The following is a 25,380-nucleotide window of genomic DNA, read 5'->3' as shown; positions in this document are numbered from 1 at the left end:
GTCGTCGGGGTCGCGACCCGGGAGACGACGACGTGCCCACACCCCCACTGCCCTCCGGTGCCGGCCTCAGCCGACGCACCCTCCTCGGCGGGATCGGTGCCGCCGGGGCGGCGCTCCTCCTCGCCGGCTGCGCTCCGTCCGGCTCGGGCCGCGGGCGCACCGAGATCACCTTCTACGCGACCAAGCCCGAGGCGATCCCGTACTTCTCCGACCTGGTCTCGCGGTTCAACGAGTCCCAGTCGGCGGTCCGGGTGATCCACGACTCGACCTCGGGCATCTCGGCCGGCTTTGTCCGGGGCAACCCGCCCGACGTCGCGGCCTTCACGTACAACCTCGAGATGGCCCGCTTCATGGAGCGCGGGGCGCTGAGCGACCTGGGCGACCTGCCCGAGGCGGGCACGATCCGCCCCGAGGTGCAGAGCCTCGTCGACCAGTACGCGACCTACCCCGGCCGGACGAGCGTGCTGCCGTACTCGATCACGGCGGCGTCTGTGATCTACAACCAGCAGATCTTCGCCGACCTGGGCGTCGAGGTTCCGACCACGTGGGACGAGTTCCTCGCCGCGTGCGACACCTTCACGGCGGCCGGCGTCACGCCGATCTACAGCACCTTCCGCGAACCGTGGACCGTCGCGCAGGGCCTGTTCGACTACACGACCGGCGGCTCGCTCGACGTCGCGGCTTTCTACGAGAAGATGAACGCCGAGGGCACGAGCGTCGGCCAGGGCGGCTCGGTCTCGTTCGAGAAGGACTTCCGCGAACCCGTCGAGCGCATGGTGCAGCTCGGCCGGCTGTCGAACGACAACCGCAACAGCCGCGGCTACGGCGACGGAAACCTCGCCATGGCCCAGGGCGAGGCGGCGATGCTCATGCAGGGGCCGTGGGCACTCGGTGAGATCACGAAGGCGAACCCCGAGGCGAAGGTCGGCACGTTCCCCCTGCCGATGACCGACGACCCGGCCGACCGCAAGGTGCGGGTCAACCTCGACCTGGCCCTGTGGGTGCCCGAGCAGTCGCGCAAGCAGGACGCCGCCCGCGAGTTCCTGACCTATCTCATGCAGCCCGAGATCCAGGACGCCTACAACCGGGACTTCCTGGCGTTCGGCACCACGAGGTCGGCCCCCGCCGTGACCGACGAGCGCATCGTTGGCATGCAGAGCTACTACGACGACGCGCGGTTCTACCAGGGGGCCTCCAAGGCGATCCCGCTGACGATCCCCGCCGAGAACTACGTGCAGGGCATCGTCACGGGCGCCAGCGTCGAGGGCACCCTGCGCACCATGGACGCCGACTGGCGCCGTCTGGCGCTCCGCGCATGAGCGCGCTCGACGGCGCGGGCCGCACCGTAGGCCGCACCGCGGGCCGCACCGCGGGTCGCACCGCGGGCTCCGCCACCCCGACCACCGCCCGAGTCGAAGGAGACCCGATGGCCACCACCACCCCCACGGCCGCGCGAGGCGCCCGCGCCTCGCTGAGCGGCAGCACGGCCGGCAACCCCCGGCGTCGCGGCAAGCGCGTCGACCCGGTCTTCTACTTCTTCCTCGTGCCGACGCTCGTCCTGTTCTCGCTGGCGATCACGCTGCCGGCCGTGATGGGCGTGTTCTACAGCTTCACGAACTCGATCGGCTTCGGCGAGTTCGACATGGTCGGCATCACGAACTACCTCGCGATGGCGACCGACCCGGCGATCCTCGGCTCGTACGGCTTCACGATGGGCTTCGCGCTGGTCACGGTGGTCGCCGTCAACGTCGTCGCGCTGCTGCTGGCGATCGGCCTCACCTCGCAGATCAAGGCCAAGACGGCGCTGCGGGCCGTGTTCGTGATCCCGATGGTCATCTCGGGCATCATCATCGCGTTCGTCTTCCAGTTCCTCTTCTCGAACTCGCTGCCCGCCCTCGGCGCCTCGCTCGGCATCCCGGGGCTGCAGGACAGCATCCTCGCGAACGCCGACACCGCCTGGATCGGCATCGTCGTCGTGACCGCGTGGCAGGCGATCCCGAGCACGTTGCTGATCTACATCGCGGGCCTGCTCGCCATCCCCGGCGAGGTGTACGAGGCGAGCAGCCTCGACGGCGCCTCGGGCTGGAAGCAGCTGCGGTCGATCACGCTGCCGCTCATCGCGGGCTACGTCCTGATCAACACGATCATCGGCTTCAAGAACTTCCTGAACTCGTACGACATCATCGTCGGCCTGACGAACGGCGGCCCCGGCACGTCGACCCGCAGCATCGCGATGACGATCTTCACGGGCTTCACCGGTGGCGACTACGCCTACCAGATGGCCAACGCGACCATCTTCTTCGTGATCGCCGTCGCGATCGCGCTCGTCCAACTCCGGATCACCCGCGGAAAGGCGGCCGTCTGATGGCGAACACCGCACTCGTCACCCCTGCCGCTTCGCCGGCCCCCACCCCAGGAGGCGCGGGTCGCGACGCCGACGCCGTCACCCGTCGTCGACGCGGTCGCGTCGGTCGGGAACGTCCGAACCGTCTCGTCACCGCGCTGCTCGTGCTCGGCACGATCACCGTGCTGATCCCGATCTACGTCACCATCACGATGTCGCTCAAGACGACGGCGCAGGCCGTCGACGGCAACGCGTTCAGCCTGCCGGCACCGATCGACTTCTCGAACTTCGCGACCGCCTGGCAGCTGACCGACTTCCCGCGGGCGTTCGGCATCTCGACCCTGGTCACGGCGGCGACCGTCGTCGGCACGGTGGTGCTCGCGTCGATGGCGTCGTACGCGATCTCGCGCAACTGGGACCGCAAGCTGTTCCGCTTCTCGTTCTTCTACCTGCTCGCCGCGATGTTCCTCCCGTTCCCGGTGGTCGCGCTGTCGCAGATCAAGCTGACCGGCATCGTCGGCCTCGACAACCCCGCCGGCGTCGCCCTGCTGCACGTCATGTTCCAGCTGTCGTTCTCGATCCTGCTGTTCACGGCGTTCCTGAGGTCGTTGCCCGAAGAGCTCGAAGAGAGCGCGCGGCTCGACGGCGCCACCACGTGGCAGGTCTTCTGGCGCCTGGTCTTCCCGCTGCTCGCACCGATGAGCGCCACGGTCGGCATCTTCGCCTTCCTGGCCTCGTGGAACGACTTCGCCATGCCGTCGCTGATCACGGCCGACCCGTCGCTCCAGACCCTGCCCGTGTTGCAACAGATCTTCCAGACGCAGTTCAGCAACAACTACAACGTCGCCTTCGCCTCGTACCTCATGGCGATGGCCCCCGCGATCGTCGTCTACCTCTTCACCCAGCGCTGGGTGATGGCGGGCGTGACGCAGGGCGCGATCAAGTAGGCGTCCGTCGGGGGCGCGACCCGCGCCTCCTGACCTTCCAGGCAACCCACCACCGAGAGGACCCCGCTCCACGATGACCGAGACGCTCCGCACCGCACCCTCGACCGAGCTGCTGACCGACGACCCGACCTGGTGGCGCCAGGCGGCGGTCTACCAGATCTATCCCCGCAGCTTCGCCGACTCGAACGGCGACGGCATCGGTGACCTGCCCGGCATCACGGCGGCGGTGCCCTACCTGCAGCAGTTGGGCGTCGACGCGGTCTGGCTGAGCCCGTTCTATCCGTCGGCCCTCGCCGACGGCGGCTACGACGTCGACGACTACCGCGACGTCGACCCCAAGATCGGCACTCTGGCGCAGTTCGACGAGATGATCGACGCGCTGCACACCGCCGGCATCCGTGTGATCGCCGACCTCGTGCCGAACCACTCGTCCGACCGGCACGTCTGGTTCCAGGAGGCGCTGGCCGCCCCCGCGGGATCGCCCGCCCGGGCGCGCTACATCTTCCGTGACGGCCTCGGCGAGTCCGGAGAGCTGCCGCCCTCGGACTGGACGTCGATCTTCGGCGGCCCGGCCTGGACGCGCGTCGCCGACGGCCAGTGGTACCTGCACTCGTTCGCCAGCGAGCAGCCCGACTGGGACTGGGACAACCGGGAGGTGCGCGAGGACTTCCTGACCACGTTGCGCTTCTGGTCGGACCGCGGCGTCGACGGCTTCCGCGTCGACGTGGCGCACGGGCTGGCGAAGAGCCTGCCCGAGGTGCTGCCGTCCACGGCCGAGCTCGAGGCGCTGCCGAAGGCCGACGGCGACCACCCGCTGTGGGACCGCGACGAGGTGCACGAGATCTACGCCACGTGGCGTGAGGTGTTCGACGAGTACGACCCGCCGCGCATCGCCGTGGCCGAGGCCTGGGTCGAGCCGTCGCGTCGTGCCCGCTACGCCAGCGCCGAGGGGCTGGGCCAGGCGTTCAACTTCGACCTGCTCGAGGCCGACTTCGACGCCACGCAGTTCCACGACATCATCACCTACAACCTCGACGCCGCCGAGGCCTCGGGCTCGTCGACGACGTGGGTGTTCTCGAACCACGACGTCGTCCGCCACGCGACCCGTTACGGCCTGCCCGCCCTCGACGGTCGCGACGTCAAGCAGGGTGCCGAGTGGCTGCTCTCGGGCGGCACCTCGCCCGAGGTCGACGTCGAGACCGGCCTGCGTCGGGCCCGGGCGGCGTCCCTGTTCATGCTCGGCCTGCCCGGGTCGGCCTACGTCTACCAGGGCGAGGAGCTCGGGTTGCCCGAGGTCGCCGACATCCCCGCCGACGAGCGCCAGGACCCCTCGTTCTTCCGCAACCCCGGCGTCGACATCGGCCGCGACGGCTGCCGCGTGCCGCTGCCCTGGACCCGGTCGGGATCGTCGTTCGGCTTCGGCCCGGGCGAGGCCCACCTGCCGCAGCCGAGCTGGTTCGGCGAGTACTCGGTCGAGGCCGAGGAAGCCGACGCGACCTCGACGCTGGCGCTCTACCGTGCGGCCCTCGCCGCGCGGCGCGACCTGCAGACCGACGAGACGCTCGAGTGGCTGCCGGTCGAGGGTCGCGACGACGTGCTGCACTTCGTCCGTCCCGGCGGATGGCACGTCGTGTGCGTGTTCGGCACCGAGCCCGTCGACCTGGCTGCGCTCGGGCTGGGCTCGGGCGAGGTGCTGGTCGCGAGCGGGCCGCTGACCGACGCCGGGCAGCTGCCGGGCGAGACGGCGGCCTGGCTGCGCGGCTGAGGTCGGCCTGGCTGCGCGGCTGACGCCGGCCGCCCCGGGGCGGCCGACGCCGGTCTGGCTGCGGGGCTGGCGCCGGCCGTCTCGGGGCGGTGACCCGCGCCTCCTGGGTGCTGAGCTGGCGGGTTCGTGGTCGGCGGGTGTCTGCGGGCGCCCGCCCGCCGCAGACCCGCCCGTTCTCGTGTGTCGCGACTGCCCGGAAGGCGCGGGCCGTCCTCGCCGGCCGCCCCGCGCCTCCTGGGGTGTCGTGCTCACCCGCTGATCCGGTACGTACCGGATCAGCCACTCGACGACCCGAAGGTCCGGTCCCGGTCAGGCGGGGACGTCGTCGCCGGCCGTCGACCGGCGCTGCTCGACCTCGGCCTCGAGCTTCGCCAGGCGCGCCAGCCGTTCGTAGTGCTCGGCCTCGCGGTCGAGGTCGGCGAGCTGCTGCTCGGTGCTGCGGACGCGGTGGTCGAGCGTGCGGGCCGCGGCCTCGTGGTACCGGCTCTGGTCGCGCGGGCCGATCTGCTCGACGCGTCGGCCGTACTCGCGGCCGGCGGCGAACCAGACGATGCTGCCGATCAGCGGCAGGAACAGCACGATCATGATCCACAGGCCCTTGGGCAGGTGGCGCACGTCGCCTTCGGGGCGCGTGACGATGTCGACGAGCGCCCCCACGATCAGCAGCAGGGGCAGGGCAGCCAGGACGAAGGTCACGGCCCGAGGGTAGGGGGTGCCGCCCGCCGGACGGAACCCCCGCGAGGTGGGGTGACCGGGGGCCGCCCGTCCCCCGTTCCGGGTGTGACGGGCCCGTCGGGTGGTGGTGGCGTCACCGGCATCACGGCGAGCGACCCCGGTCAGGAGGCGCGGTGCCGGTCGGCCACGAAGGGTACAGCTCCTGAAAGTTCGCCTCCACCCCTGGTCAGCGGGCGGCTCCGATCGTAAGGTGGATCGGTCCGCCCGAACGAGGAGAACCGTGAGTCGATGCGCCGTCCGTCCCAGGAAGCGCTCATGACCGACCCCTCGAACACCCCCGAGCCCGCGATGCCGGCCGAGCAGACGCCCCCCGCCGGCCTACCGCTGACGCGCCGCGAGGCCCGCGCCCTCGAGCGCGCGGCTGCCGCGGCCGCTGGCTCAGCGATGAACCCGGTTTCGAACGATGCACCCACGAGCAACCGGGTTCATGGTTCGGAAGTGGGTGCAACGGCGCCCGAGGGTGTGGCGGCCGACCCCGCGACGGCTGAGTCCGCGACGGCTGACCTCGCGACGGCTGACCTCGCGACGGCTGACCTCGCGACGGCCGACCCCGCGATGAACCCGGTTTCGAACGATGCACCCACGAGCAACCGGGTTCATGGTTCGGAAGTGGGTGCAACGGCGCCCGAGGGTGTGGCGGCCGACCCCGCGACGGCTGACTCGGCGATGAACCCGGTTTCGAACGATGCACCCACGAGCAACCGGGTTCATGGTTCGGAAGTGGGTGCAACGGCGTCTGAGGGTGTGGCGGCTGAGCCCGCGACGGCCGAGCCCGCGACGCGCGTCGCGCGTCGTTCGCGGCCGGCTGTGCCGGCTCTCGTGCGTCGGACCCGCGACGCCGGCCGCCCGAGCCAGAGCCCGCGGGGCACGTCCGGCCGGTCGCGGTTGCGCGCCGTCTCGTCGCGCGTCCGCGCGGCGACCTTGCCCGTGCTCGGCGTCTGCGCCGTCATGCTCTTCTTCACCTCGAACCTCACCCCGGCCTCGGCCAGCGACCTGGGCGGGTCGAACATCCCGACCGCCGGTGCCGCCCCGATGCCGACCCAGACCCTCGCGGCGTCGCTCGTCGTCCTGACCGTGTCCGACCGCGACGCCTTCGGAGTGACCGACGCACCGCCGCCGCCGCCTCCGCCGCCCGAGCCCGAACCCGTCGTCACCTCGAAGAACCTCACGGGGTCGACGAACTCGAACCGCGCCTCCTCGGGGGCCGGCACCATCGTCAACTCGGGCACCGGCGACATCCGCTGGCCGTTCCCGGGTTCGGTCGTGCTCAGCTCGGGCTTCGGACCGCGCTCGGCACCGTGCGCCGCGTGCTCGAGCATGCACATGGGCCTCGACATGACGCCCGGAGGCGGGACCCCGATCGGCGCCGCGGCGTCGGGTGTGGTGCGGACCTCGGGCATGCACGGCCAGTTCGGTCAGTACGCCGTGATCGACCACGTGATCGACGGCCAGCGCGTCAGCACCCTGTACGCGCACATGCAGATCGGGTCGAGCCCGCTCGTCGCCGGTCAGACGGTCCAGGTGGGCGAGCTGGTCGGCAAGGTCGGCCGCAGCGGAGTCGCGACCGGCGAGCACCTGCACTTCGAGGTGCTGCTGGGCGGCTCGACCCAGGTCGACCCCAAGGCCTGGCTCGACGCGAACGCCGGCCGCACCCTCTAGCCCTCGGCGCCGGACCGACCGGCACGAACTCGCCGGCCTTCGCGTGCGGCAGCACCTGCCACCCGGGCCTCAGGCCGTGCGACGCGCCTCGCGCCAGGCCCGCACCTCGGCGGTCAGCTCGGCCTTGCGGCCCGCGTCGGCGAACGACGCCTCGACCGAGTTCGTCGCCAGCAGGGCCAGCGCGTCGTCGTCCAGCCCGAGCACGTCGCGCAGCGCCTGGTAGTTGTCGCCCACGTAGCCGCCGAAGTAGGCGGGGTCGTCGCTGTTGACCGTGACGAGCAGCCCGGCCTCGAGCATGCGCGGCAACGGGTGCTCGGCCAGGTCGGACACGACCGCGAGCCGCAGGTTCGACAGCGGGCAGACCGTGAGCGGCACCCGGTCGGCGACCAGTCGTGCGACGAGGGCGTCGTCCTCGAGGCTGCGCACCCCGTGGTCGACGCGTTCGACGTGCAGCAGGTCGAGGGCGTCGGTGACGTACGACGGCGGCCCCTCTTCGCCGGCGTGGGCGACGACGTGCAGCCCGAGCGCGCGGGCGCGGTCAAAGACGCGGGCGAACGCGGCCGGCGGGAACCCCACCTCGGACGAGTCGAGCCCCACCCCGATCAGGTCGGAGGCGCGGTGCGCGACGGACTCGAGCGTCGCGGCCGCGTCGCCCACCGGCAGGTGTCGCAGGAAGCAGAGGATGAGCCCGCCCGTGATGCCGAACCGCTCGCGGGCCTCGTCGAGCGCCTGCGTGAGACCGTCGATCACCTCGTCGACGTCGACGTCGCGCGAGGTGTGCGCCTGGGGGTCGAAGAACATCTCGACGTGGCGCAGCCCCTGGGCGTGGGCGCGTTCGAGGTAGGCCCAGGCGAGGTCGCGGAAGTCCTGGGCGGTCTGCAGCACGGCCGTGCACGCGTAGTACAGGTCGAGGAACTCCTGCAGCGAGCCGAACGAGTACGCGGCACGCAGCTCGTCGACCGAGGCGAACGGCAGGTCGACGTCGTTGCGGTCGGCGAGGGCGAAGACGAGCTCGGGTTCGAGCGTGCCCTCGACGTGCAGGTGCAGCTCGGCCGTCGGCGGCGTCGCGAGCACGGTGGCCGAGAGGGGCGGACCCGAGAGGGGCGAGCCCGAGAGGTCGCTGCTCGTCAGGGTCGTGCCCCAGAGGGGCGTGCCGGGCGCGGGGGCCGCGGTCGTCGGGGAGGTGTCGATCGCCGTCATCGGGCCACCGTAGCGGCAGCGTGCCTCCCGACGAAGCTCCGTGCACGATCGTTCACCGTCCCGTCACCCGGCGAGCGCCTGGGGACGAGACGACGAGGCTCGGTGACGACACGAGGAGGCGCGGGCAGGCTCCTCGAGGACGCCACCCGCGCCTCCTGCTCGGACGTCGAGGAGGCGCGGGGCGCGACGACCGCGCCCCGCGCCTCCTGCAGGTCGCTACGCCGTGAGCACGACGGCGAGCGTCTCGGGCTGGTCGTGCCCGGTCCACGTGCCGGTGAGCACCTCGACGCCGTGGTCGCCGGTGTGGCCGCCGGTCGAGGCGAGGGCGCCGGCGTCGTGCCGACCGAGCACGCGGGCGACGACGATGCGGACCGCCGCGCCGGTGACGACCGTCCGACCCTCGACCTGGTCGACGGTGAGACGGTCGACGTCGGGCACGGGGGTGCCCGGGCTGCCGCTGCCGACGACGGTCGAGTTCGGCTCGCGGACCTGCCGCTCGCCGTCGACCTCGAACCAGGCCTCGGCCTGCGTGCCGCCGGTCAGCACGGCGGTCGCGAGGGCCGCGGCCCAGACCGGGTCGGCCGCGCCGTCGTAGACCCAGCGCGTGCCGAGCACCGAGTGCTCCGTCGTTCCGACGAGGTGCGCCTCCGCTCCGGCCAGGGGAGCGTCGCGGTAGGTGAGGGGCACCTGCAGCTGCACGCCGTCGGCCGTCGCGACGATGATCGTCTCGACACCGACCTCGCCCGCCGGGTCGTCGAAGCGGAAGGCGGCGACGCTGCGCAGGCCCTCGTCGTCGGTGCCCTCGGACCGGGGCGGGCCCTCGAACCACGGCTGGGTGGGCACCCAGGCGTCGAGCAGGTCGATCTTGGAGGGGCTCATTCCGGCCCGGTGCAGGTGTGCCATGCCGTCGATCGTAGGGCCGCCCGCCGTCACCGCCGCCGCTCGCCGCCGTCACCGCTGCTCGCCGCGGTCCCGCCGCCGTCTCGCCGCCGCCCGCCGCCGCCCACCGCCACCGTCGCCCCACGCGCGGGCCCACGGCAGCCAGGCGACACCTGTCGCCCACCGTCCAGCCCCCGGGCGTAGCCTGCGGCCATGAAGGCACTCCAGTACACCCAGGTCGGTCAGCACCCCGAAGTCGTCGAGATCGAGAAGCCGTCGCCCGGCCCCGGGCAGGTGCTGCTCAAGGTCACGGCGGCGGGCGTCTGCCACTCCGACGAGTACGTCATGAGCCTCAGCGAGGAGGACTACACGGCACAGGGCTATCCGCTGCCGCTCACGCTCGGGCACGAGGGAGCCGGCGTCGTGGCCGAGCTCGGCGAGGGGGTCGAGCACCTGCAGGTCGGTGACGCCGTCGCCGTCTACGGCCCGTGGGGCTGTGGCCGCTGCCACCAGTGCGCCCAGGGCAAGGAGAACTACTGCGTCAACGCCGCCGCCGAGGGCATCAAGCCTCCCGGACTCGGCGCCCCCGGGTCGATGGCCGAGTACATGATCGTCGACGACCCCCGCCACCTCGTGCCGCTCGGCGACCTCGACCCGGTCGAGAACGTGTCGCTCACCGACGCCGGCCTCACGCCGTACCACGCGATCAAGACCTCGCTGCCGAAGCTCGGCGCCGGCACCTACGCCGTCGTCATCGGCACCGGAGGCCTCGGGCACGTCGGCATCCAGATCCTGCGGGCGCTCTCGGGTGCGCAGATCATCGCGCTCGACGTGACCGACGAGAAGCTCGAACTGGCGAAGCACGTCGGTGCGCACCACACGGTGATCAGCGACGAGCACGCCGCCGACGCGATCCGCCAGATCACCGGCGGACTCGGCGTCCAGGCCGTCTTCGACTTCGTCGGGGCGAAGCCGACCATGGCCACGGCGGTCGCGGTCGCCGCGGCGGACGCCGACGTGACCATCGTCGGCATCGGTGGCGGCACCGTCGAGCTCGGCTTCGGCACGGTCGGTTACGACGTCGCCGTGCGCATCCCCTACTGGGGCAGCCGCAGCGAGCTGATCGAGGTCCTCGACCTCGCCCGTGCCGGTCAGGTCGAGGTCGCCACGCAGCGCTACTCGCTCGACGACGGCCCGAAGGCCTACGAGGCGCTCGCCGCGGGCACCGTCCGCGGCCGGGCCGTCATCGTCCCGTAGCGACCCACCCCCAGGAGGCGCGGTGTCGGACTTCCGGCACCGCGCCTCCTGCGGTCCCCGGTACACGCACCCCGTCGATGCGACGCCCCGCTGGAGGGGCCAAACTGGCAATCGACCTGCCCTTTCGCCGCATTCCCCCGTGGAGGCGAGAAGGGTGAGATGGTTTAGACAAGCAGACATCCCGGTGGCTCCACCGGCCCTGCATGCAGATACCGTCCCCTGCCTGTGCCGCCTCTCGCGGCATCTCAAGTGCCTCCTCCCGACGGTCGTCCCCTTGCATGCGTGCCGGGGTCGACGGCCCTCGCGCCCAGGAGCCGGGACACCAGCCGACGACCCACGGGTCGCCCGGAAGGACCGCGTCATGAAGACCATCGTCAAGGGCACCATCGCCACCGCCGCCGGCGTCACCCTCCTCCTCGGAGGCGCGGGCACGTTCGCGCTCTGGAACACCAGCGCCGAGACGGCCGGCGGCACCATCGTCTCGGGTGGACTCGAGGTCGAACCGAGCGCCCGGGCCGCGACCTGGAGCGTCAACGGAGGCGCACCGCAGGAATCGATCGCCGGCTACCCGATCGTGCCGGGCGACGTGGTCGTCTACTCGCGCGACATGACCGTCACCGCCCACGGAGACGGCCTGAACGCCAGCTTCAGCCTCGACCCCTCGTCGATCGAGCCCAGCTCGAGCTCGGCGTCGGACGTCGCGCTCGCCGACTACCTCTCGTCGACCGCGCAGCTCACCGCCACGGGTGACGGCATCACGACGACCCCCACCGCCGTGACGGTCACCGGTCGGGACGGCCTCGAGGAGGACGTCACCGTCGCGGTCACGATCGAGTTCCCGAAGAGCACGACCGTCGGTTTCGAGAACGCCACCCAGCTCGGCTCGGTCGACCTCGGGGCCGTCGCCGTGACCCTCACCCAGATCTAGTGGGTGCCCGCGGCACGTGGCTCGTCGTGGGGGTCGTCGCGACCGTCGTGGTGGCCGTCGTGTCGCTCGGCGAGGTCGGCGGTTCCTCCGCCCGGCTAAGCGACTCGGCGAGCACGTCGGACGGACCGGTCGTCGTGACGTCGGGGTCGGCGTCGCTGACGCTCGGCGCGCTCGCCCTGCCGACCGACCCGCTCTACCCCGGCCTCACCCTGAGCGGTCCCGTCACCGCGACGAACACCGGCACGGTCGCCCTCACGCTCGGCGTGGCCGCGGCGACGGTGACGAGCGCCCAGGCCGACACCCGGTCCGTGCCCGCCCTCGTGCTCGGGCTCGGCACGGCGTCCTCGGCGACCGACTGCCGCGCGGGAGGTGCCGTCCCCGTCTGGTCGGGCACCGCGTCGGACCCGACCCCGGCCGTGGCGGCGCCGACGAGCGTCGTCCTCACCGCGGGGGAGTCCCGCACGCTCTGCGTCTCCGTCGCGATGGGTGACGACGGCCGGAGCACCTCGCAGGGCCTCGGCGACCTCGGCCTCACCTTGCGACTCACCGGAACGCAGGTCTGATCGTGCCTACCAGAGCCAACTCCCGCCGTCGGTCGCGTCGCCTCCCCCTGTGGGGCGCCGTCGTCGCCGTCGCGGCACTCCTGACGGCGGTCGCCGTGCCGGCCGAGGCCACGTGGACGGCTCCCGTGCAGACCGCCTCGGCGACGACCTCGACGGGACGTCTGGCCGTCGCGCTGACCGGCGTCGACGCGCTGGCGGCGACGTACTCGTCGTCCGCCCTCTCGCACACGGCCACCGTCACCGTCGCCAACACCGGCACGGTGCCCGCACCGTGGAGTCTCGGGCTCACCGCTGCGAGCGGCGTCGGCCTCGACTCGACGACCCGTGTCGCCGTCTGGCCTGCGACCTCGGGTCGCTGCGGCACCCGACCCGGCGGCGTCTCGTCGGGGACGTGGGCGACGATCGACGCGCCCTCCGGGACCCTGCCGGCCGGCGCCTCCTCGTCCTGGTGCGTCCAGACGTCCCTCACCCAGGCCGACCGGTTCGACGCGGCGGGCGGGTCGGTGACGATCACGGCCGCGCTCACCGCCCGGCTCGGTGCGTGGAGCAGCGCCACCACGGCGACGTCCGTGCAGACCGTCGCCGACACCCTCACCCCCGGGGCTCCCACCAAGACCTCCGAGACGGACACGAGCATCTCGCTGACGTGGGCCGCACCGGCGGACTCGTCCGCGGTGTCGCGTTACGGCGTCTACCGCGAGGGCGTGCTCGTCGGCACCGTGCCCTCGTCGACGCGCAGCTTCACCGACACCGGGCTCGGGGTCTATCGGTACTACGCCTACGAGATCCGCGCGCTCGACGCGTCGAACCCCGCCCGCACCTCCCCGGCGTCTCCCGCGGTGAGGCACTCCACCAGCTGGCTCGACAACAGCTCGCTCTACGTCGTCAGGGACCTGGCGTCGGACCGATGCGTCACGGTCGGGGGCTCGACCAGCGGCTCGCCGCTGTGGTCGAGCGGCTGCCGGGGCACCACGACGCAGCTGTGGCAGTTCGTCGCCGAGGGGCAGTACCTCAAGATCACGTCGCCCGTGGTTCCCGGGCTCTACTGGGACAGCGCGAGCGACCACCGCTCCGTGCTGCGCAGCGACAACGCGATCAGCGCCCAGCGGTGGACCGCCGTGCCGGTCGTCCCCGGGTCGGGTCACTTCCAGTTCCGCGACCGCAACTCGATGTGCCTGACCAGCACGGGGTCGGGCGTCACGACGCAGATGCAGGTGTCGGCGTGCACGACGTCCGAGGCTCAGCTGTTCACGCTGGGGGCGTCGTCGTGACGCACGCTGCACCGCCGTCGGGGTCGCGCTATCGGTCGGGGTCGCGGGCGTCGTCGGGGTCTCGTTCGCCGGTGCGGGCGTCGCTGCGGTCACGGTCGGGATCACCGTCCCGATCGCGTGGCAGGACGGATCGGCAGGGACGGGGCCTCGGGTCCATGCTCGCGCAGGCCGTCGCGGTGGTCGTGCTGATCGCCGTCGTCGCCGTCGGGCTGCTCGCCGTCATCGTGCCGCGGTTGGTGGGCGGTGTGCCCCTGACGATCCTGACCGGGTCGATGGAGCCCGGGCTGCCGCCCGGCACGCTCGTCGTGGTGCGTCCGGTCGACCCGGCCGACATCCGGGTCGGCGACGTCGTCACCTACCAGATCCGCTCGGGCGTGCCCGGGGTCATCTCGCACCGTGTGGTGGGCATCACGGTCGGCGCCGAGGGGCGCACCTTCACGCTGAAGGGTGACGCCAATACCGAGCCCGACCGCGACGCCGTGGTCGAGGGGCAGGTCATGGGCGAGGTCTGGTACTCGGTGCCGTGGCTGGGACGCCTCAACACGGGTGTCTCGGCGGGAGCCCGCGCGTGGCTCGTGCCGGCCGTGGGCGTGGGCCTGCTCGGCTACGCGGCGTTCCTCACCGGCCGCGGCCTGCTCCGCCGCCGCCGCGGTCGAGCCGGCGAGCCGACGGCGCCTTAGGCCCGTGCGGGCTAGCCGCCCTCGACGCGGGATCGGGGATGCCGTCGGGGACGCGGCCTTCGGGTCGGTGGCCTTCGTGCTCCCGGTGTCACAACTGCAGGAGGCGCTGCTCCCGACACCGGGCACCTCGCGATCCCCGAGCCCCGCGTCGTTCCCGCCCGGAAGGCGGTCGTTCATCGGGACACCTGCTCGAGCGCGTCTCGGTCGTTCGAGGCCAAGTGGCGCCTGGCCTGCGGATTCGCGTTTGCCTGTCCCGCAAAAATGCCCGGTGAGGGGGGTCTAAACGCTACAGTTGTCGGATGCTCATCGGATACGCCCGCGTCTCGACCTCGGGGCAAGACGTCGCAGCGCAACGTGACGGTCTTGCAGCACTGGGTGTTGATGATCAACACGTCCATGTTGACCACGGCTTGTCAGGCACGACTCGAGCCCGGCCCGGTCTCCGTGAAGCGCTTGCCGCGTGCCGGGCCGGCGACGTCCTGGTCGTTACAAAGCTCGACCGCCTCGCCCGCTCCCTTCGGGATGCGACCGACATCGCGGACGAGCTGACGAAAAAGGGCGTCGCACTGAACCTCGGGGGAGCGGTCTACGACCCCACGGACCCCGTCGGCCGGCTCCTGTTCAACGTCCTCGGGATGGTGGCTGAGTTCGAGGCCGACCTGATCCGTGCCCGCACCCGAGAGGGCATGGCGATTGCGAAGGCTGCCGGCAAGCTCCGCGGCCGCAAGCCCAAGCTGACTCCCTCGCAGGAGAAGCACCTGGTGCAGCTGCACCGCACGGGCGCCCACACCACGAGCGAGATCGCCGAGCTCTTTGGTGTGGCGAGATCGACGGTTTACAGATCCATCCAACGCGCTGAGTAGCTGTGGAATACTGGCTAGAGCTAGAAGAAAAGTGCCTCTGATCAGGGATTTTCTTACTGGGCCGGTAGGCTCAGCGCTGCTGACGCAGCCTCTACGAGGTCCCGCTGAGCCTACCGGCCCACGCCTAATCGGTCAATGATATTTCGGGGCTGGCGCCTGTTGTCCCTGAGAAATGCTGGTGCAAGCTTGCACGTGCCGAAGATGGTGTCTATCGTTATGGGTGCCGCAACCCCCAAGGTTGCAGAAGCAAGCCAGGCCTCCCGCCGGACGACGGGGACCTGGCTTGACGCCTTTAAGTGCCTAGACAATTCGAAGCGTGCTCGCGAACACTCGAACGTACGTCGGATCCTTATGAGCGAGATGCTCGCCAACTGCCCCCGCCGCCGCGTCGGCTAGCCAGAGTAGAGGCTCTGATAACGACCCGGCGTGACTAAGTGTCGGCGGATTGGGCAGCCTAAGGCGCACGCATTGCTGTGACCAGAGAACACGGTCTCGGGTGTCTTGGTGGGGCGAGCGTTGGTCAAGGGTGACTGTCTTGAACGGCACTCCGCCAACGTCCGCAATCAGGTGTGTCAAGCAGCGCTCTCGTGCGTCGTTCATCCTCTTGTTTGAGTCGTAGTAGGACACGTACGCGGAAACGTGATCGGCTTGTCGCTGAATGACTTGTGACACCTGGTTCCGGACCACCGGGCTGTCGGAGTTCCAATGCAAGCGCCTGGCCCCTGGGGGCAATATTGTCGCGAGCTCAGTTCGGGCTGCTGCCGCCTGGTCATCGTCTAAGACGACAGCGGCGACCACGCAGAGACCGTTGTCATCTCGCGCGCTTTCATCGACGTAGACATGAAGCACCGTATGACTCTGCCACACGCAGAGACAAGAGCTACGAACTGAACAGATGTCGTGGTGCTCATGCCAAATGAGCCTCTTGGCCGCCGCTGGCGGCAAGTGCGAGATAGGCGGGAACGGACGGACGGGGTGCCACGCAGCTATCAAGGTGCATCCCCGTCGGAAGCACCTGTTGAAGCGCCCGATAGGGGATCCGCCAATGCGACTCGGATTGCCGCTCCTAGGCTGAACTCATGAGGCAATGGAGACGGCACGCGATCGCAACGGGCGCCGGCGTGCTCGCGGCCTCGCTCGTGACCATCGGCATCGTTCTGACCACCGGTGGTGGTCAGCTGACCGGCACCGTCGTCGACGAGCAAGGAGCAGCGGTCCCGTCTTGTTCTGTTGCACCTGAGGGTCCGACTTTCCATGGTCGTGAGTTCGGTGTGCTCTCGCGCACCGACGGGCAGTGGTCGTTTGGCGAGGTGCGTAACGGCCCGTACATCGTCCGAGTGATCTGTCCGGCAGCGGTCGACGGTGCGGGGGCCGAAGGCAGGTCGGGCTCCGTCCTCGTTCACGGAGATACGCATGTGTCTGTCGTCGTACACGCATCCCAATAAAAGTTGGCTATCAGGCGGCGGATTGTTCCAGTGCCACTGTGCTTGTCCTGTTCACGTGGCGGGGGTATCAAGAACGCATGACGAAGAAGATCGACACAGTCGCGAAGGACCTCATCCAGGCGATCGAGAAGCACGCGCAGCTGTCCGCCCTGAAGCCGGTGCCGCCGAAGAAAGTGGCACGGGCCGCCGTCGAGCTCCGCACGGCCTCGGCGGCGTACACCGCCGTGGTCGAGGAGCGGACGGGGCAGGTCAACCCATTCATCGACGTTCTCGACACGGGTACCGTCGACTCGCTCCTCAGGGAACGGGATCGTTTGGCCAAGAAGGCGCGCAAGGCGGACAAGTCCTGACGATGAAGGTTTAGATGTTCCGTTCTTGCCGGCGCAGTAATCGCGCCCGGTAGGGGATCGCTTACTGACTCGGAGTGAGAGTCGGTCCAAGGCCTGCTCTATGACGATCTACAGTTCCCACGTCACCCCTCGGAGTCGCGCGTCTGGAAACGAGCCCGGTTAGGCTCTGGCTCACGAACGAGGAGGACGCGTGTCAAAGGCTCCGCAGGCGACGCCGTATGAGGAAGCGATCATCGCCATCTGCTTGGGCGTTTTCTTCATCGGCATCGGCCTCTTCATGAGGTTCACGAGTCACGACCTCGGTGAGCCGATGGGCCGGGTAGGACTCCCGGGCTGGGCACTTGTCGGACTTCTGTGGATAAGCGGCGCCGGTGCAATCGGGGTGGGCGTCATCCGGCTCCTTAGAGGTGCTCGTCCCTGAATCAGGTGCCCGGTAGGGGATCCTGATGCGGGCGTTCGCTATTCGGACGCGTTCGTGCGGTACGGCTCGTACCGTGTCGTTCGCCCCCACGTCTTCCACCCGGGAAGTGGGATGAGGATCGTCAGGCAACCGTCGTAGCCGGTCTCGGTGACGATGGTCCCGTCAGTCAACGTCACGTCGACCTTGGACCGCCCAAGTGCTGTGGTCTCGATGACGTTGCCGGCGGCAGCAGCACCGAGGAGCGCCTTGGCGAGGGCAAGGTCGCCGCTGTCATAGCCGAGTTCCCATCGACCGCCGATCCGGCCTAGCTCGATGACGATCCATTGTTCACAACTAACGTCCATGGGCAGGGCTGCTGCGTTGTGGGGCCTGATGTAGGCGGAGCGGATGGACGGTGCCTGGTCGTGGTCCACGCTGCCGTCGGGCTCGGATCCCCAGTAGTCCTCGGTCGTGATCTCTGCGGTGTCGCCGACGATGTCGTGCAGGTACGGCAGTAGTTCCTGCATCGCCCGTGCCTGTTCCGAGAAGTCCGGGGCGTTGGCCTCTTCCTCGGAGCTCATGCGTCACCTTCTCACGGCTACGTTCCCGGTTGCAGCACGCCAGATTCCACCTCGATGCAGAAGGCCGCAATTAGGAGTCCCAGTAGAGGATCGCTTATAGGGCCGAGCTTACGGTCGTCGGGAGCTCAGCCAGCCCTGCCACCAGCGGCCCTGTCTGTGTGACGCCTCGCGGGCGGCCCAGTCGAAGGGTCGGAGGCCCTGCTGCTCCCTCTCCTCGTCGATGCGATGCTCGAGGTCTTCGGACCAGGCGTCGAGGGCAGCGAGGTAGTCAGCGCGTTCAGTGCTCCAGGCCACGTCCAGCTCGTCGGTGAGGAGGTCGATGAGACCGCCGCCGTCTGGATGCAGTTCGTCCTCGCATCCAGAGACGAGGAGAAAGGAACCGTCTTCTTTGCGGAGCTCGTTGGCCGGCAGCATTAGGTGATACTCGAACGGCGGAAGAAACGGGACCTGGTCGCACTCCGCTATGACCCAGCAACCCTTGTAGTCTCCCCGCCTGATGCGTCCGCCGATACCGGCGTCAGGCCATGTCTCGAAACGTGGCACGGCCGCACTTCGCGCGATGACCGGCCCTGCATCACCTGACGCGGGCGAGCTTCCCGGCTGCAGTTGCCGTCTGCGGAAGATCACGTCTCATCATTGCCCATCCCGCGGGACGAGCTGCAGCTCTGGACTTGCTTGCGCTGCCCGATAGCCGATGGGCCACAGGGCGCGGCTCGCCTCGGGGGCGTCGTGACGGCTGAAGCGGGCCGGCTAGTTCGATGGTCACGACCATCCCGTCGACGAGGCACTTCCGCGGCTCGGTTTCGGTAGATGATTATGCGTGGCGTCATGGGCGCAGGGTCAGCTCCGCTTGGATGCTTGAGACCTGCCCGTTGAACGGGTGCGGAGAGAGGTGTTGGGGGCATGTGGACGTGGCGTGTGTCGGGTGGCTGCGTCGTCGTTCTGGGGATCGCCACGCTGGTGGTGGGCTTTTGGCTTACGGATACTTGGCTCTCAGGTGATCTCGTATCCACGGGCCGAGGTCACCCACTCTTCGTCGTCACGACTGGTGGGCTGTTCGCGTGGTTAGGTGTCGGTCTTTTCACTCACCCGACGCGGGCAGCAGCACGGCTGACTCGTGGCGATGAGATCATGGCTCGAGCTCGACGAGCTCATGCAGCGGCACAGCAGGACGCGGTTCGACGCGCGCGGCGGAGTACTCGCTCAGCTCGGTGGCCATTCAGGTGGTTCGTTCGCGATTGAGGCGTGCTGCCCGGCCAGGGATCGTTGACCGCGACCCATCCCGCTGAGATGCTTCCTGGAACCGACGGAGGTCGTCATGTTCGAAGAACGCGGGTGGTTCGCTGAGGCTGACGCGAGAGCGCTTAGGCCCGCCGACTCGGTGAACGATGTGGATCATCGTGGAGATGCTCCCCGAACCGAGCACCGGCCTGAACCGGTCCGCCTTCGCCCACTCGACCGCCTCTTGCGCGGTTTTCCTTGGCACGACCGGGTTCAGCGACCGCGTCGTTAGCTGGCAACCCGCTTCTGCCCGATAGACGATCGGTGTCCGGGCTCGGTTGCGAATACGGACCCTGGGGTCAGGTGAACCAGGGGCCTCCCGTGATCATGAGGCGGCCGATGCTCGTTCCTGACCGAGCCTTGTCGATGAGCGAATCGAAGTCCTGCGAGCCTGACGCGGACCAACCATTCACGCCGACAGTCAGCTTCCAGTCCTTGCCCTCGGCGTAGAGGAACTCTCCGTCAATGATCCCGATGAACAGGTCATCGATTGCCGTCAGCAGGTTGTCGCTCCCACTGTCGCACGCGTCGCAGCCGCAGAAGGGCTCCATCCCGATCAGGACTGCAGGATCACCGACGCCGAGCGCGACGGCGTCCTCGATGCCCTCCGTCGACCCCATGACAACCAAGATCGACAGGGCATCCGCTTTCACGGGAGTGACGAGAACGGCCCGCCCGTCGGTGGGTCCGTACGCCCATGGCGGCGCTTCGACGTTCTGGGCCGTCGCAAGCTTCAGGCCCTCCAGAGCGTCGATCCACGACCTGGCCCTGGCGCCCACGACGGCGTAGCGCTCTGGTTCGCTGACTCGGGAGTACTCCTCGTCAGCGATGTCCCGGTGCTCGTGAGGGTCGTCCCACCGCGTGCCGCCCGAGGGGTGCGCGTCGAATCGCCGAGTGACTTCGGCCATCACGTCGTGAATTTCCACGCCCTGAACCTAGCGGCGGTCGCGTCCGATAGGCGATCGGCCATCGGCATCGCAGTCGGGCGGCCTTGGGGCGAGTCCTCCAGGGGCAGGCCCGGAGCGGGCGATCCCACCTGCCCGCCCCGGGACGCCGTCAGGGCGTGGGGTCGAGGAGGCGCCCGGTCCAGTCGCGCAGGGCGGTGACGGCCCGGCGCGACAGGGTCGCTCCCGGCATCATGCTCGACGACCCGTGGAACGCCCCCGGCCACACGTGCAGCTCCGCCTGCACGCCGGCCGCCCAGAGCGCGCTGGCGTAGGCGACGGTCTCGTCACGGAACACCTCGGCGCTGCCGCAGTCGACGTACGCCGCCGGCAGGCCCGAGAGGTCGGTCGCTCGGCCCGGTGCCGCGTAGATCGACACGTCGTCACCGCCGCATTGGTCGCCGAGGTAGGCGTCCCAGCCGAACCGGGTCATCTCGCGGTCGGCGACGCCCACCCCGTCGAACTGCCGGGCGGAGACGGTCGCGTCGCGGTCGTCGAGCATGGGGCTGACCAGCACCTGCCCGACGACGGCCGGCCCCTGCCGATCCCGGGCGAGGAGCGCCGTGCCCGCCGCGAGCCCGGCCCCGGCGCTCTGGCCGACGAGGACGATGCGATCCGGGTCGACGCCGAGCTCGTCGGCGTGCTCGGCGACCCAGACCAGGCCGGCGTAGCAGTCCTCGACCGGGTACGGGTCGGGGTGCTCCGGGGCGAGACGGTAGTCGGGGCTGACGAGGACGACGTCGTGCACGAGCAGCCAGTCGTCGTACGAGTCGAGGTTGCCGAGGTGGTGGCCGAACATCATGCCGCCGCCGTGGATCGCGAAGGCGCAGGCCGCCGTCCCGGTGCGGCCGATGCGCTGGACGACCGCGAGGGCGATCGGGTCGCCGAGGTGCCCGGGGACGGTGATGCTGCGCCTCTCGAGACCGCGGGCCTGCAGTCCTTCGTCGAGCTGCGCCTCCTTCATGTCCAGCTGTCGCATCTGCGGCAGCATCGCGGTCTCGAGGCGGAAGCGGCCGCGCGCGTCCATCGCCTCCAGGAAGGGCACGAACTCGGGGTCGAACGGCGGGCGGGGCAGGGCGGTGGTGTCAGGCACGAGAGGGCTCCTGGGTGGTGGGGGTGAGAGTGGTCGAGGGGGCAGGTGCGGTGGTGCCGGGGTCGGGGTCGGCGGTTCGTGCCCGGAGCATCCCGACCACGACGAGCACGGCGGCGACGGCGGCGAGTCCGAGGCCGGCGACGGTGAGGGCGTCCTGGAAGGCCGCGAGTCGCGGGGCCGTCCACGGGGTGGTCGTGATGCTGCCGGTGACGAACGCCGCGACGATCGTGCCCGCAGCGGCGACCGCGGCTCCTCCCGCGAGCTCGCTCGAGGTGTCGACGAGGGCCGCGCCGACCGAGGTGCGGTCGGCGGGGAGGCCCGTGAGCACGGAGGCTCCGGCCACGACGCCGACGACGCGCATGCCGGCGGCGACGAGCACGAGAGCGACCAGCACCCAGACGTACCCGTGACGGCTCAGGGCGCCGAAGACGGCGAGGCCGGACACGACCGCGGCGGCGCTGACCCACGCCGCCCGGCCGAGGCCGACCCGCTGCACGAACGGCCCCACGAGGCGACCGCCGGCCAGGAGCACGACGACCTGCGGCAGTGTGCCGACGGCGGCGAGGGCCGGCGGCCAACCCCAGGCGAACTGCAGCTGCAGGGTCACGAGGTACGACAGCCCGGCGACGGCGAGGCCCGACGCGGCCTTGAACGCGAGGCCGCTCGACACCAGGGGGCGGGCGAGCAGGTGCAGGTCGACCACCGGGTGCCGCGCCGTCCGCAGGCGAACGACGAACCCGGCCCCGAACGCGACGGTCAGCACGACGGCGGCCCACCCCCACGAGGAGGCGGTGGCCGGCCCGACGAGGACGGTCGGCGTCACGAGCAGCCCGGTCAGTGTCGCGGCGCCCAGCAGCGCGCCGCCCACGTCGACGGGGTCCGGCCGCAGCCCCGCGGCGTCGTCCCGAGCGACACCGCACCGGATGCCGACGAACGCCAGCACGGCGACCGGCACGTCGGCCAGCAGCAGCACCTGCCACGGAGCGACGGCGAGCACGAACCCGCCGACGGTCGGGCCGACGGCGAGGCCGACGAGCCCCGCGGTCGAGATCACCGTCAGGGCCCGGACGCGGAGGCCCTCGTCGTCGAACAGCCGGAACGCCAGCGCCATCGACCCGGGGGTGGTCATCGCCGCGGCGACGCCCGTCAGCACACGGACGGCGACGAGCTGATCGGTGGTCGTGACCGCCACGGTGGCGAGGCTCGCCACGGCCAGCAGCGCGAGGCCCGCGAGCATGACGCGGCGGCGCCCCACCCGGTCGGCGACGGCGCCGAAGAGCAGCATGAGCCCGCCGAAGGCGACCGCGTACGCGCCCGACACCCACTGCAGGCCCGTCGTCGAGGAGCCCAGCTCGCGGCCGATCGTCGGCAGGGCGACGTTGAGGACCGAGGTGTCGAGCATCTCGAACAGGAACACCGCGGACAGCCCGGCCAGGGCGATCCACGCGTCGGACAGCCGGGGAGGCGCGTCGCCGGCACGCAGCCGACCGCGGGTGAGAGAGGTACTGGGGGACACGGGGCGCACTCCTTCTGGGAAGAAGTGGCGACTCGTTCGATGCCGCGTGTAGGTGCGTCGCAGAGCGCGACGCCTTTTACCTCAGTGATGTGCACGATACACCGGCTACTGCTGAAGAAGAACTCCAGCGGTTCTGCCGCTCGTGCAGGTGCCAGACCGGGGATGGTCTGCCGAACGCACCAGCGTCACCGTGGCGGTCGAGGACCGAACCCCGGGCCCCATCGGAGCATCCATGAGCCGGCGTCGACGAGCGGCTCGAAGCCGAAGCGCTGGTAGAGGCCATGGGCGTCCTCTGTGAAGAGGGCTCGTGCGTAGCCGCCCTGGTCGCCGCTCTCGATGTCGTAGGCGCCGTAGTTCCGTGACCCGGCCATCGCGGCCCGGTGGGTCTCCTCCGTTCGGCCGCGAGCCCAGTACGCCTCCTCGGAGAGCCACGACACCACCTCATGAACGTCGATGTCAGCAGGGTCGCTCGAGAAGCGATACGTCCGGGTCATGCTCGGCACTGTGTCGCACGGCGTCACGTGGAGGAAAGGTCCGATCGGGAACAGGTGGCCTGCCGGAGTAGGGGCTGTCGACCGCCGAGGACGAGAGGGGGTTCGCTCCGGTTGATTTGGCTCGGGCTGGCGTGCCAGGGATGCTTGCAGGACAACCGAGGGAGTTTCACGATGGCGCGTTTTCGTTCTCTGCCTTTGCCGGCTCTCCTCGTGGTCTTGTTCCTGGTCACAGGAGCCTTGTGGTTCGGGATCGGTGTGATCGTGATGCCCGGTGACCAGCCTGTTCTCGTGCGACTGATCGGGACGATCTTCTATGCGGGAGCGATGACCGCAGTCTTCGGTTTCATGATCGCTCGAGCACGGCGTCTCGCTGGCGGAGTCACCGATCTGGCCGAGATGCGGGCAGCCTTCAAGGCCGGCAGCATCCCTCCTGGGGTAGAGCCGGGCAGGTGGGTTCCGACCTTCGAGAAGTGGGAGCGTGAGTACCGGTTGAATCGGTGGTTCGGGCCCGTCACGTTCATCGCCTTCGCGGCGCTGACTGCCTGGTTGGCTCTGTCCGAGGGGCCCGTCTGGTGGCTTTTCACGGTGTTCTTCGTCGCCGCCATGATCTGGTCGACAGTCGATTCTTGGAAAGGGTTGGCGAAGGTGACCGTGATGCTCGATGAGCTTCGTCGCCGGCCGCCCTTACCCCCGCGGATGGATGTGCCCGTCTCGCCTGAGACGAAGTAGCGGATGAAGTCTGCTGTGCCGGTCTGGCGGAAGCTGATGGGATGGGCCTCGATCTTCTACGCCCTGGCTGCCCCGCTTTTTCTCATCAACGCGTTCGGTGACCTGCCACACCTCTTGATGATCGTCGGCATCGTCCTGGTCGGCATCGGCCTTTTCTTGAACTTCCGGGCCTTGAGCGCAATGCGCAGATAGCTTCACGTCCGCAGGGTCCTGAGTACCTCAGGGGGAGATCTGCTGGTCTCACCAGCCGATCGTTGATCGCGAGCCATCCCACTGGGATGCTTCTCGCAACCGACGGAGGTCGTCATGTTCGAAGAACGCGGGTGGTTCGCCGAGGCTGACGCGAGAGCGCTCAGGCCGACCGACTCGGTGAACGATGTGGATCATCGTGGTGATGCTCCCCGAGCCGAGGACCGGCCTGAACCGGTCCGCCTCCGTCCGCTCGATCGCCTCCTGCGTGGTTTCCCGTGGCATGACCGAACTCAGCGACCGCACCGTTAGCTCGCAACCCGCGTCCGCCCGGTAGGGGATACCCCAGCGGTCCGATCGGCGGTAGCTCGTGGCACTCGTGAGTGGCCTGCCCGGACGGTCCCGCTCGTCTTCTACGGTGACAGGATGCGTTCCCTGATCCGACTCGACGACCTGGCCCCCTCCGACATCGACCGGGTGTTCGCGCTCGCCGACGCGTACCGCGACGGGCGCGGCCCGGTGACAGCGGGCTGTGCCGTCATGTTCTTCCCGCCGGTCAGCCTGCGCACCCGGGTGACGTTCGAACGCGGTGCCGCGCTGATGGGCCTCCAGCCGGTCGTGCTGCCAGACACGACGCTCGACAAGTCCGAGGCCCTCGAGGACGTGGCCGAGTACCTCGGCGCCTGGGCCGACATCATCGTCGCCCGACACGGGGATCTCGCCGTCCTGGAGGGGCTGGCTGCAGCGGACACGGTCCCGGTCGTCAACGCGATGACCGACCGGAACCACCCGTGCGAGGTGCTCTCCGACCTCTGGTCCCTCCGGCAGCAGAGCGAGCTGAGGTCCCTGCGGTTCCTCTTCGTCGGGGCCGACGGCAACATCGCGGGCGCCTGGCAGGAGGCGGCCCGTGCGCTGCAGCTCGATCTCGTCCAGTGCTGCCCTGCGGGACTCCGGAGTCCCGGCGCCAGGTGGACCGACGACCTCGAGACGGCGATCCGATCCGCCGATGTGATTCTCACGGACGGTCCGGGCGATCACGAGGAACTCCTCGCGCCCTACCGGATCACCTCGGCTCTGCTCGACACGGCGCCGACGGGGGCACGTCTGAACCCGTGTCCGCCGTTCCTCCGCGGCGTCGAGGTGAGTGCCGACGCCATCGCGCACCCCGCCTTCGTCGGCCACGCCTTCAAAGCATCCCTTCTGCCTGTCCAGCAAGCAGTCATGGCGTTCTGCCTGGATCTGGGATGACCCAGGACCTCGAAGCCGG

At 70.0% G+C, this 25,380-nt stretch carries 24 protein-coding genes; 15 read left to right on the top strand and 9 right to left on the bottom strand.

Annotated elements, in window-relative coordinates:
- Positions 1–32: 32 nt before the first annotated feature.
- The 4 genes from SJY14_RS00885 (at position 33) to SJY14_RS00870 (ending at position 5,056) form a co-directional block, all read left to right on the top strand.
- A complete protein-coding gene (locus SJY14_RS00885) occupies positions 33–1,319 on the top strand; it encodes an ABC transporter substrate-binding protein (RefSeq protein ID WP_200925347.1) in 1,287 nt (428 codons plus the stop codon).
- A 107-nt stretch (positions 1,320–1,426) separates the two neighbouring features.
- On the top strand, positions 1,427–2,365 hold the full coding sequence (locus SJY14_RS00880; protein WP_396599511.1) for a carbohydrate ABC transporter permease: 939 nt from the start codon (positions 1,427–1,429) through the stop codon (positions 2,363–2,365).
- Positions 2,365–3,291: a carbohydrate ABC transporter permease gene (locus tag SJY14_RS00875; RefSeq protein WP_054145132.1), complete on the top strand. Its 927-nt coding sequence runs from the start codon at positions 2,365–2,367 to the stop codon at positions 3,289–3,291. Before SJY14_RS00880 ends, SJY14_RS00875 begins: the two co-directional genes overlap by 1 nt.
- 73 nt (positions 3,292–3,364) lie before the next feature.
- Complete coding sequence (locus SJY14_RS00870) at positions 3,365–5,056, top strand: glycoside hydrolase family 13 protein (RefSeq protein ID WP_396599510.1); 1,692 nt, start codon at positions 3,365–3,367, stop codon at positions 5,054–5,056.
- A 309-nt stretch (positions 5,057–5,365) separates the two neighbouring features.
- Here the strand turns inward: SJY14_RS00870 and SJY14_RS00865 are convergent, their stop codons facing one another.
- Positions 5,366–5,752 (bottom strand): PLD nuclease N-terminal domain-containing protein, encoded by a 387-nt coding sequence (locus tag SJY14_RS00865; RefSeq protein ID WP_043596920.1) that lies wholly within the window; start codon positions 5,750–5,752, stop codon positions 5,366–5,368.
- Positions 5,753–6,610: 858 nt separating this feature from the next.
- On the opposite strand from SJY14_RS00865, the gene SJY14_RS00860 reads away from it, so the two are divergent.
- Complete coding sequence (locus SJY14_RS00860) at positions 6,611–7,450, top strand: M23 family metallopeptidase (RefSeq protein WP_396599509.1); 840 nt, start codon at positions 6,611–6,613, stop codon at positions 7,448–7,450.
- Between the two features lie 69 nt (positions 7,451–7,519).
- On the opposite strand, the gene SJY14_RS00855 is transcribed toward SJY14_RS00860, so the two are convergent.
- Together SJY14_RS00855 and SJY14_RS00850 are read right to left on the bottom strand one after the other, a co-directional pair.
- Positions 7,520–8,650 (bottom strand): adenosine deaminase, encoded by a 1,131-nt coding sequence (locus tag SJY14_RS00855; RefSeq protein WP_396599508.1) that lies wholly within the window; start codon positions 8,648–8,650, stop codon positions 7,520–7,522.
- A 216-nt stretch (positions 8,651–8,866) separates the two neighbouring features.
- A complete protein-coding gene (locus SJY14_RS00850) occupies positions 8,867–9,553 on the bottom strand; it encodes a hypothetical protein (RefSeq protein ID WP_396599507.1) in 687 nt (228 codons plus the stop codon).
- A 189-nt stretch (positions 9,554–9,742) separates the two neighbouring features.
- Here SJY14_RS00850 and SJY14_RS00845 point away from each other — a divergent pair, with 189 nt between their 5' ends.
- The 7 genes from SJY14_RS00845 (at position 9,743) to SJY14_RS00815 (ending at position 16,886) form a co-directional block, all read left to right on the top strand.
- Positions 9,743–10,786: an NAD(P)-dependent alcohol dehydrogenase gene (locus SJY14_RS00845; RefSeq protein WP_396599506.1), complete on the top strand. Its 1,044-nt coding sequence runs from the start codon at positions 9,743–9,745 to the stop codon at positions 10,784–10,786.
- A gap of 361 nt (positions 10,787–11,147) precedes the next feature.
- Positions 11,148–11,714: an alternate-type signal peptide domain-containing protein gene (locus SJY14_RS00840; RefSeq protein WP_396599505.1), complete on the top strand. Its 567-nt coding sequence runs from the start codon at positions 11,148–11,150 to the stop codon at positions 11,712–11,714.
- Positions 11,714–12,277, top strand: coding sequence for a hypothetical protein (locus tag SJY14_RS00835; RefSeq protein ID WP_396599504.1), 564 nt, complete (start codon positions 11,714–11,716; stop codon positions 12,275–12,277). Before SJY14_RS00840 ends, SJY14_RS00835 begins: the two co-directional genes overlap by 1 nt.
- A gap of 2 nt (positions 12,278–12,279) precedes the next feature.
- Positions 12,280–13,548: a hypothetical protein gene (locus SJY14_RS00830; protein ID WP_396599503.1), complete on the top strand. Its 1,269-nt coding sequence runs from the start codon at positions 12,280–12,282 to the stop codon at positions 13,546–13,548.
- Positions 13,549–13,703: 155 nt separating this feature from the next.
- Positions 13,704–14,228 carry a signal peptidase I gene (locus SJY14_RS00825; protein WP_396599502.1) on the top strand — a complete coding sequence of 175 codons (525 nt, stop codon included), beginning with the start codon at positions 13,704–13,706 and terminating at the stop codon, positions 14,226–14,228.
- A 299-nt stretch (positions 14,229–14,527) separates the two neighbouring features.
- The gene (locus SJY14_RS00820) at positions 14,528–15,091 is read left to right on the top strand and encodes a recombinase family protein (protein WP_396599501.1); all 564 of its coding nucleotides are present in this window, start codon (positions 14,528–14,530) and stop codon (positions 15,089–15,091) included.
- A gap of 1,522 nt (positions 15,092–16,613) precedes the next feature.
- Complete coding sequence (locus SJY14_RS00815; protein WP_396599500.1) at positions 16,614–16,886, top strand: hypothetical protein; 273 nt, start codon at positions 16,614–16,616, stop codon at positions 16,884–16,886.
- Positions 16,887–17,345: 459 nt separating this feature from the next.
- Here the strand turns inward: SJY14_RS00815 and SJY14_RS00810 are convergent, their stop codons facing one another.
- The 6 genes from SJY14_RS00810 to SJY14_RS00785 form a co-directional block, all read right to left on the bottom strand.
- A complete protein-coding gene (locus tag SJY14_RS00810; RefSeq protein WP_396599499.1) occupies positions 17,346–17,867 on the bottom strand; it encodes a hypothetical protein in 522 nt (173 codons plus the stop codon).
- 108 nt (positions 17,868–17,975) lie between these two features.
- A complete protein-coding gene (locus tag SJY14_RS00805; RefSeq protein WP_396599498.1) occupies positions 17,976–18,410 on the bottom strand; it encodes a hypothetical protein in 435 nt (144 codons plus the stop codon).
- Positions 18,411–19,447: 1,037 nt separating this feature from the next.
- On the bottom strand, positions 19,448–20,074 hold the full coding sequence (locus tag SJY14_RS00800; RefSeq protein ID WP_143048756.1) for a DUF6226 family protein: 627 nt from the start codon (positions 20,072–20,074) through the stop codon (positions 19,448–19,450).
- Between the two features lie 130 nt (positions 20,075–20,204).
- On the bottom strand, positions 20,205–21,185 hold the full coding sequence (locus SJY14_RS00795) for an alpha/beta hydrolase (RefSeq protein WP_396599497.1): 981 nt from the start codon (positions 21,183–21,185) through the stop codon (positions 20,205–20,207).
- Positions 21,178–22,701 (bottom strand): MFS transporter, encoded by a 1,524-nt coding sequence (locus SJY14_RS00790; RefSeq protein ID WP_396599496.1) that lies wholly within the window; start codon positions 22,699–22,701, stop codon positions 21,178–21,180. The genes SJY14_RS00795 and SJY14_RS00790 overlap by 8 nt, the downstream gene beginning before the upstream one ends.
- A gap of 185 nt (positions 22,702–22,886) precedes the next feature.
- Positions 22,887–23,195, bottom strand: a complete 309-nt coding sequence (locus SJY14_RS00785) for a hypothetical protein (RefSeq protein ID WP_396599495.1) — start codon at positions 23,193–23,195, stop codon at positions 22,887–22,889.
- Positions 23,196–23,366: 171 nt separating this feature from the next.
- On the opposite strand from SJY14_RS00785, the gene SJY14_RS00780 reads away from it, so the two are divergent.
- The 3 genes from SJY14_RS00780 to SJY14_RS00770 all read left to right on the top strand — a co-directional run bounded on the left by SJY14_RS00780 (position 23,367) and on the right by SJY14_RS00770 (position 25,361).
- Positions 23,367–23,924 (top strand): hypothetical protein, encoded by a 558-nt coding sequence (locus SJY14_RS00780; RefSeq protein ID WP_396599494.1) that lies wholly within the window; start codon positions 23,367–23,369, stop codon positions 23,922–23,924.
- Positions 23,925–23,927: 3 nt separating this feature from the next.
- Positions 23,928–24,116: a hypothetical protein gene (locus tag SJY14_RS00775; protein WP_396599493.1), complete on the top strand. Its 189-nt coding sequence runs from the start codon at positions 23,928–23,930 to the stop codon at positions 24,114–24,116.
- A 423-nt stretch (positions 24,117–24,539) separates the two neighbouring features.
- On the top strand, positions 24,540–25,361 hold the full coding sequence (locus SJY14_RS00770) for an ornithine carbamoyltransferase (RefSeq protein ID WP_396599492.1): 822 nt from the start codon (positions 24,540–24,542) through the stop codon (positions 25,359–25,361).
- The last annotated feature ends 19 nt before the right edge of the window (positions 25,362–25,380 follow it).

Source organism: Frigoribacterium sp. R86507, from assembly GCF_044597695.1.
GTDB lineage: Bacteria > Actinomycetota > Actinomycetes > Actinomycetales > Microbacteriaceae > Frigoribacterium.
The sequence above is the reverse complement of the archived record's forward strand: the minus strand, read 5'-3'. Positions and strand labels throughout refer to the sequence as shown.

Excerpts from the sequence above, each read along its gene's own strand:
- SJY14_RS00820 (WP_396599501.1), top strand. The coding sequence starts at position 14,528 with ATGCTCATCGGATACGCCCGCGTCTCGACCTCGGGGCAAGACGTCGCA.
- SJY14_RS00875 (WP_054145132.1), top strand. The coding sequence starts at position 2,365 with ATGGCGAACACCGCACTCGTCACCCCTGCCGCTTCGCCGGCCCCCACC.
- SJY14_RS00880 (WP_396599511.1), top strand. The coding sequence starts at position 1,427 with ATGGCCACCACCACCCCCACGGCCGCGCGAGGCGCCCGCGCCTCGCTG.
- SJY14_RS00770 (WP_396599492.1), top strand. The coding sequence starts at position 24,540 with ATGCGTTCCCTGATCCGACTCGACGACCTGGCCCCCTCCGACATCGAC.
- SJY14_RS00850 (WP_396599507.1), bottom strand. The coding sequence starts at position 9,553 with ATGGCACACCTGCACCGGGCCGGAATGAGCCCCTCCAAGATCGACCTG.
- SJY14_RS00815 (WP_396599500.1), top strand. The coding sequence starts at position 16,614 with ATGACGAAGAAGATCGACACAGTCGCGAAGGACCTCATCCAGGCGATC.
- SJY14_RS00810 (WP_396599499.1), bottom strand. The coding sequence starts at position 17,867 with ATGAGCTCCGAGGAAGAGGCCAACGCCCCGGACTTCTCGGAACAGGCA.
- SJY14_RS00845 (WP_396599506.1), top strand. The coding sequence starts at position 9,743 with ATGAAGGCACTCCAGTACACCCAGGTCGGTCAGCACCCCGAAGTCGTC.
- SJY14_RS00785 (WP_396599495.1), bottom strand. The coding sequence starts at position 23,195 with ATGACCCGGACGTATCGCTTCTCGAGCGACCCTGCTGACATCGACGTT.
- SJY14_RS00780 (WP_396599494.1), top strand. The coding sequence starts at position 23,367 with ATGGCGCGTTTTCGTTCTCTGCCTTTGCCGGCTCTCCTCGTGGTCTTG.
- SJY14_RS00840 (WP_396599505.1), top strand. The coding sequence starts at position 11,148 with ATGAAGACCATCGTCAAGGGCACCATCGCCACCGCCGCCGGCGTCACC.
- SJY14_RS00870 (WP_396599510.1), top strand. The coding sequence starts at position 3,365 with ATGACCGAGACGCTCCGCACCGCACCCTCGACCGAGCTGCTGACCGAC.
- SJY14_RS00825 (WP_396599502.1), top strand. The coding sequence starts at position 13,704 with ATGCTCGCGCAGGCCGTCGCGGTGGTCGTGCTGATCGCCGTCGTCGCC.
- SJY14_RS00855 (WP_396599508.1), bottom strand. The coding sequence starts at position 8,650 with ATGACGGCGATCGACACCTCCCCGACGACCGCGGCCCCCGCGCCCGGC.
- SJY14_RS00775 (WP_396599493.1), top strand. The coding sequence starts at position 23,928 with ATGAAGTCTGCTGTGCCGGTCTGGCGGAAGCTGATGGGATGGGCCTCG.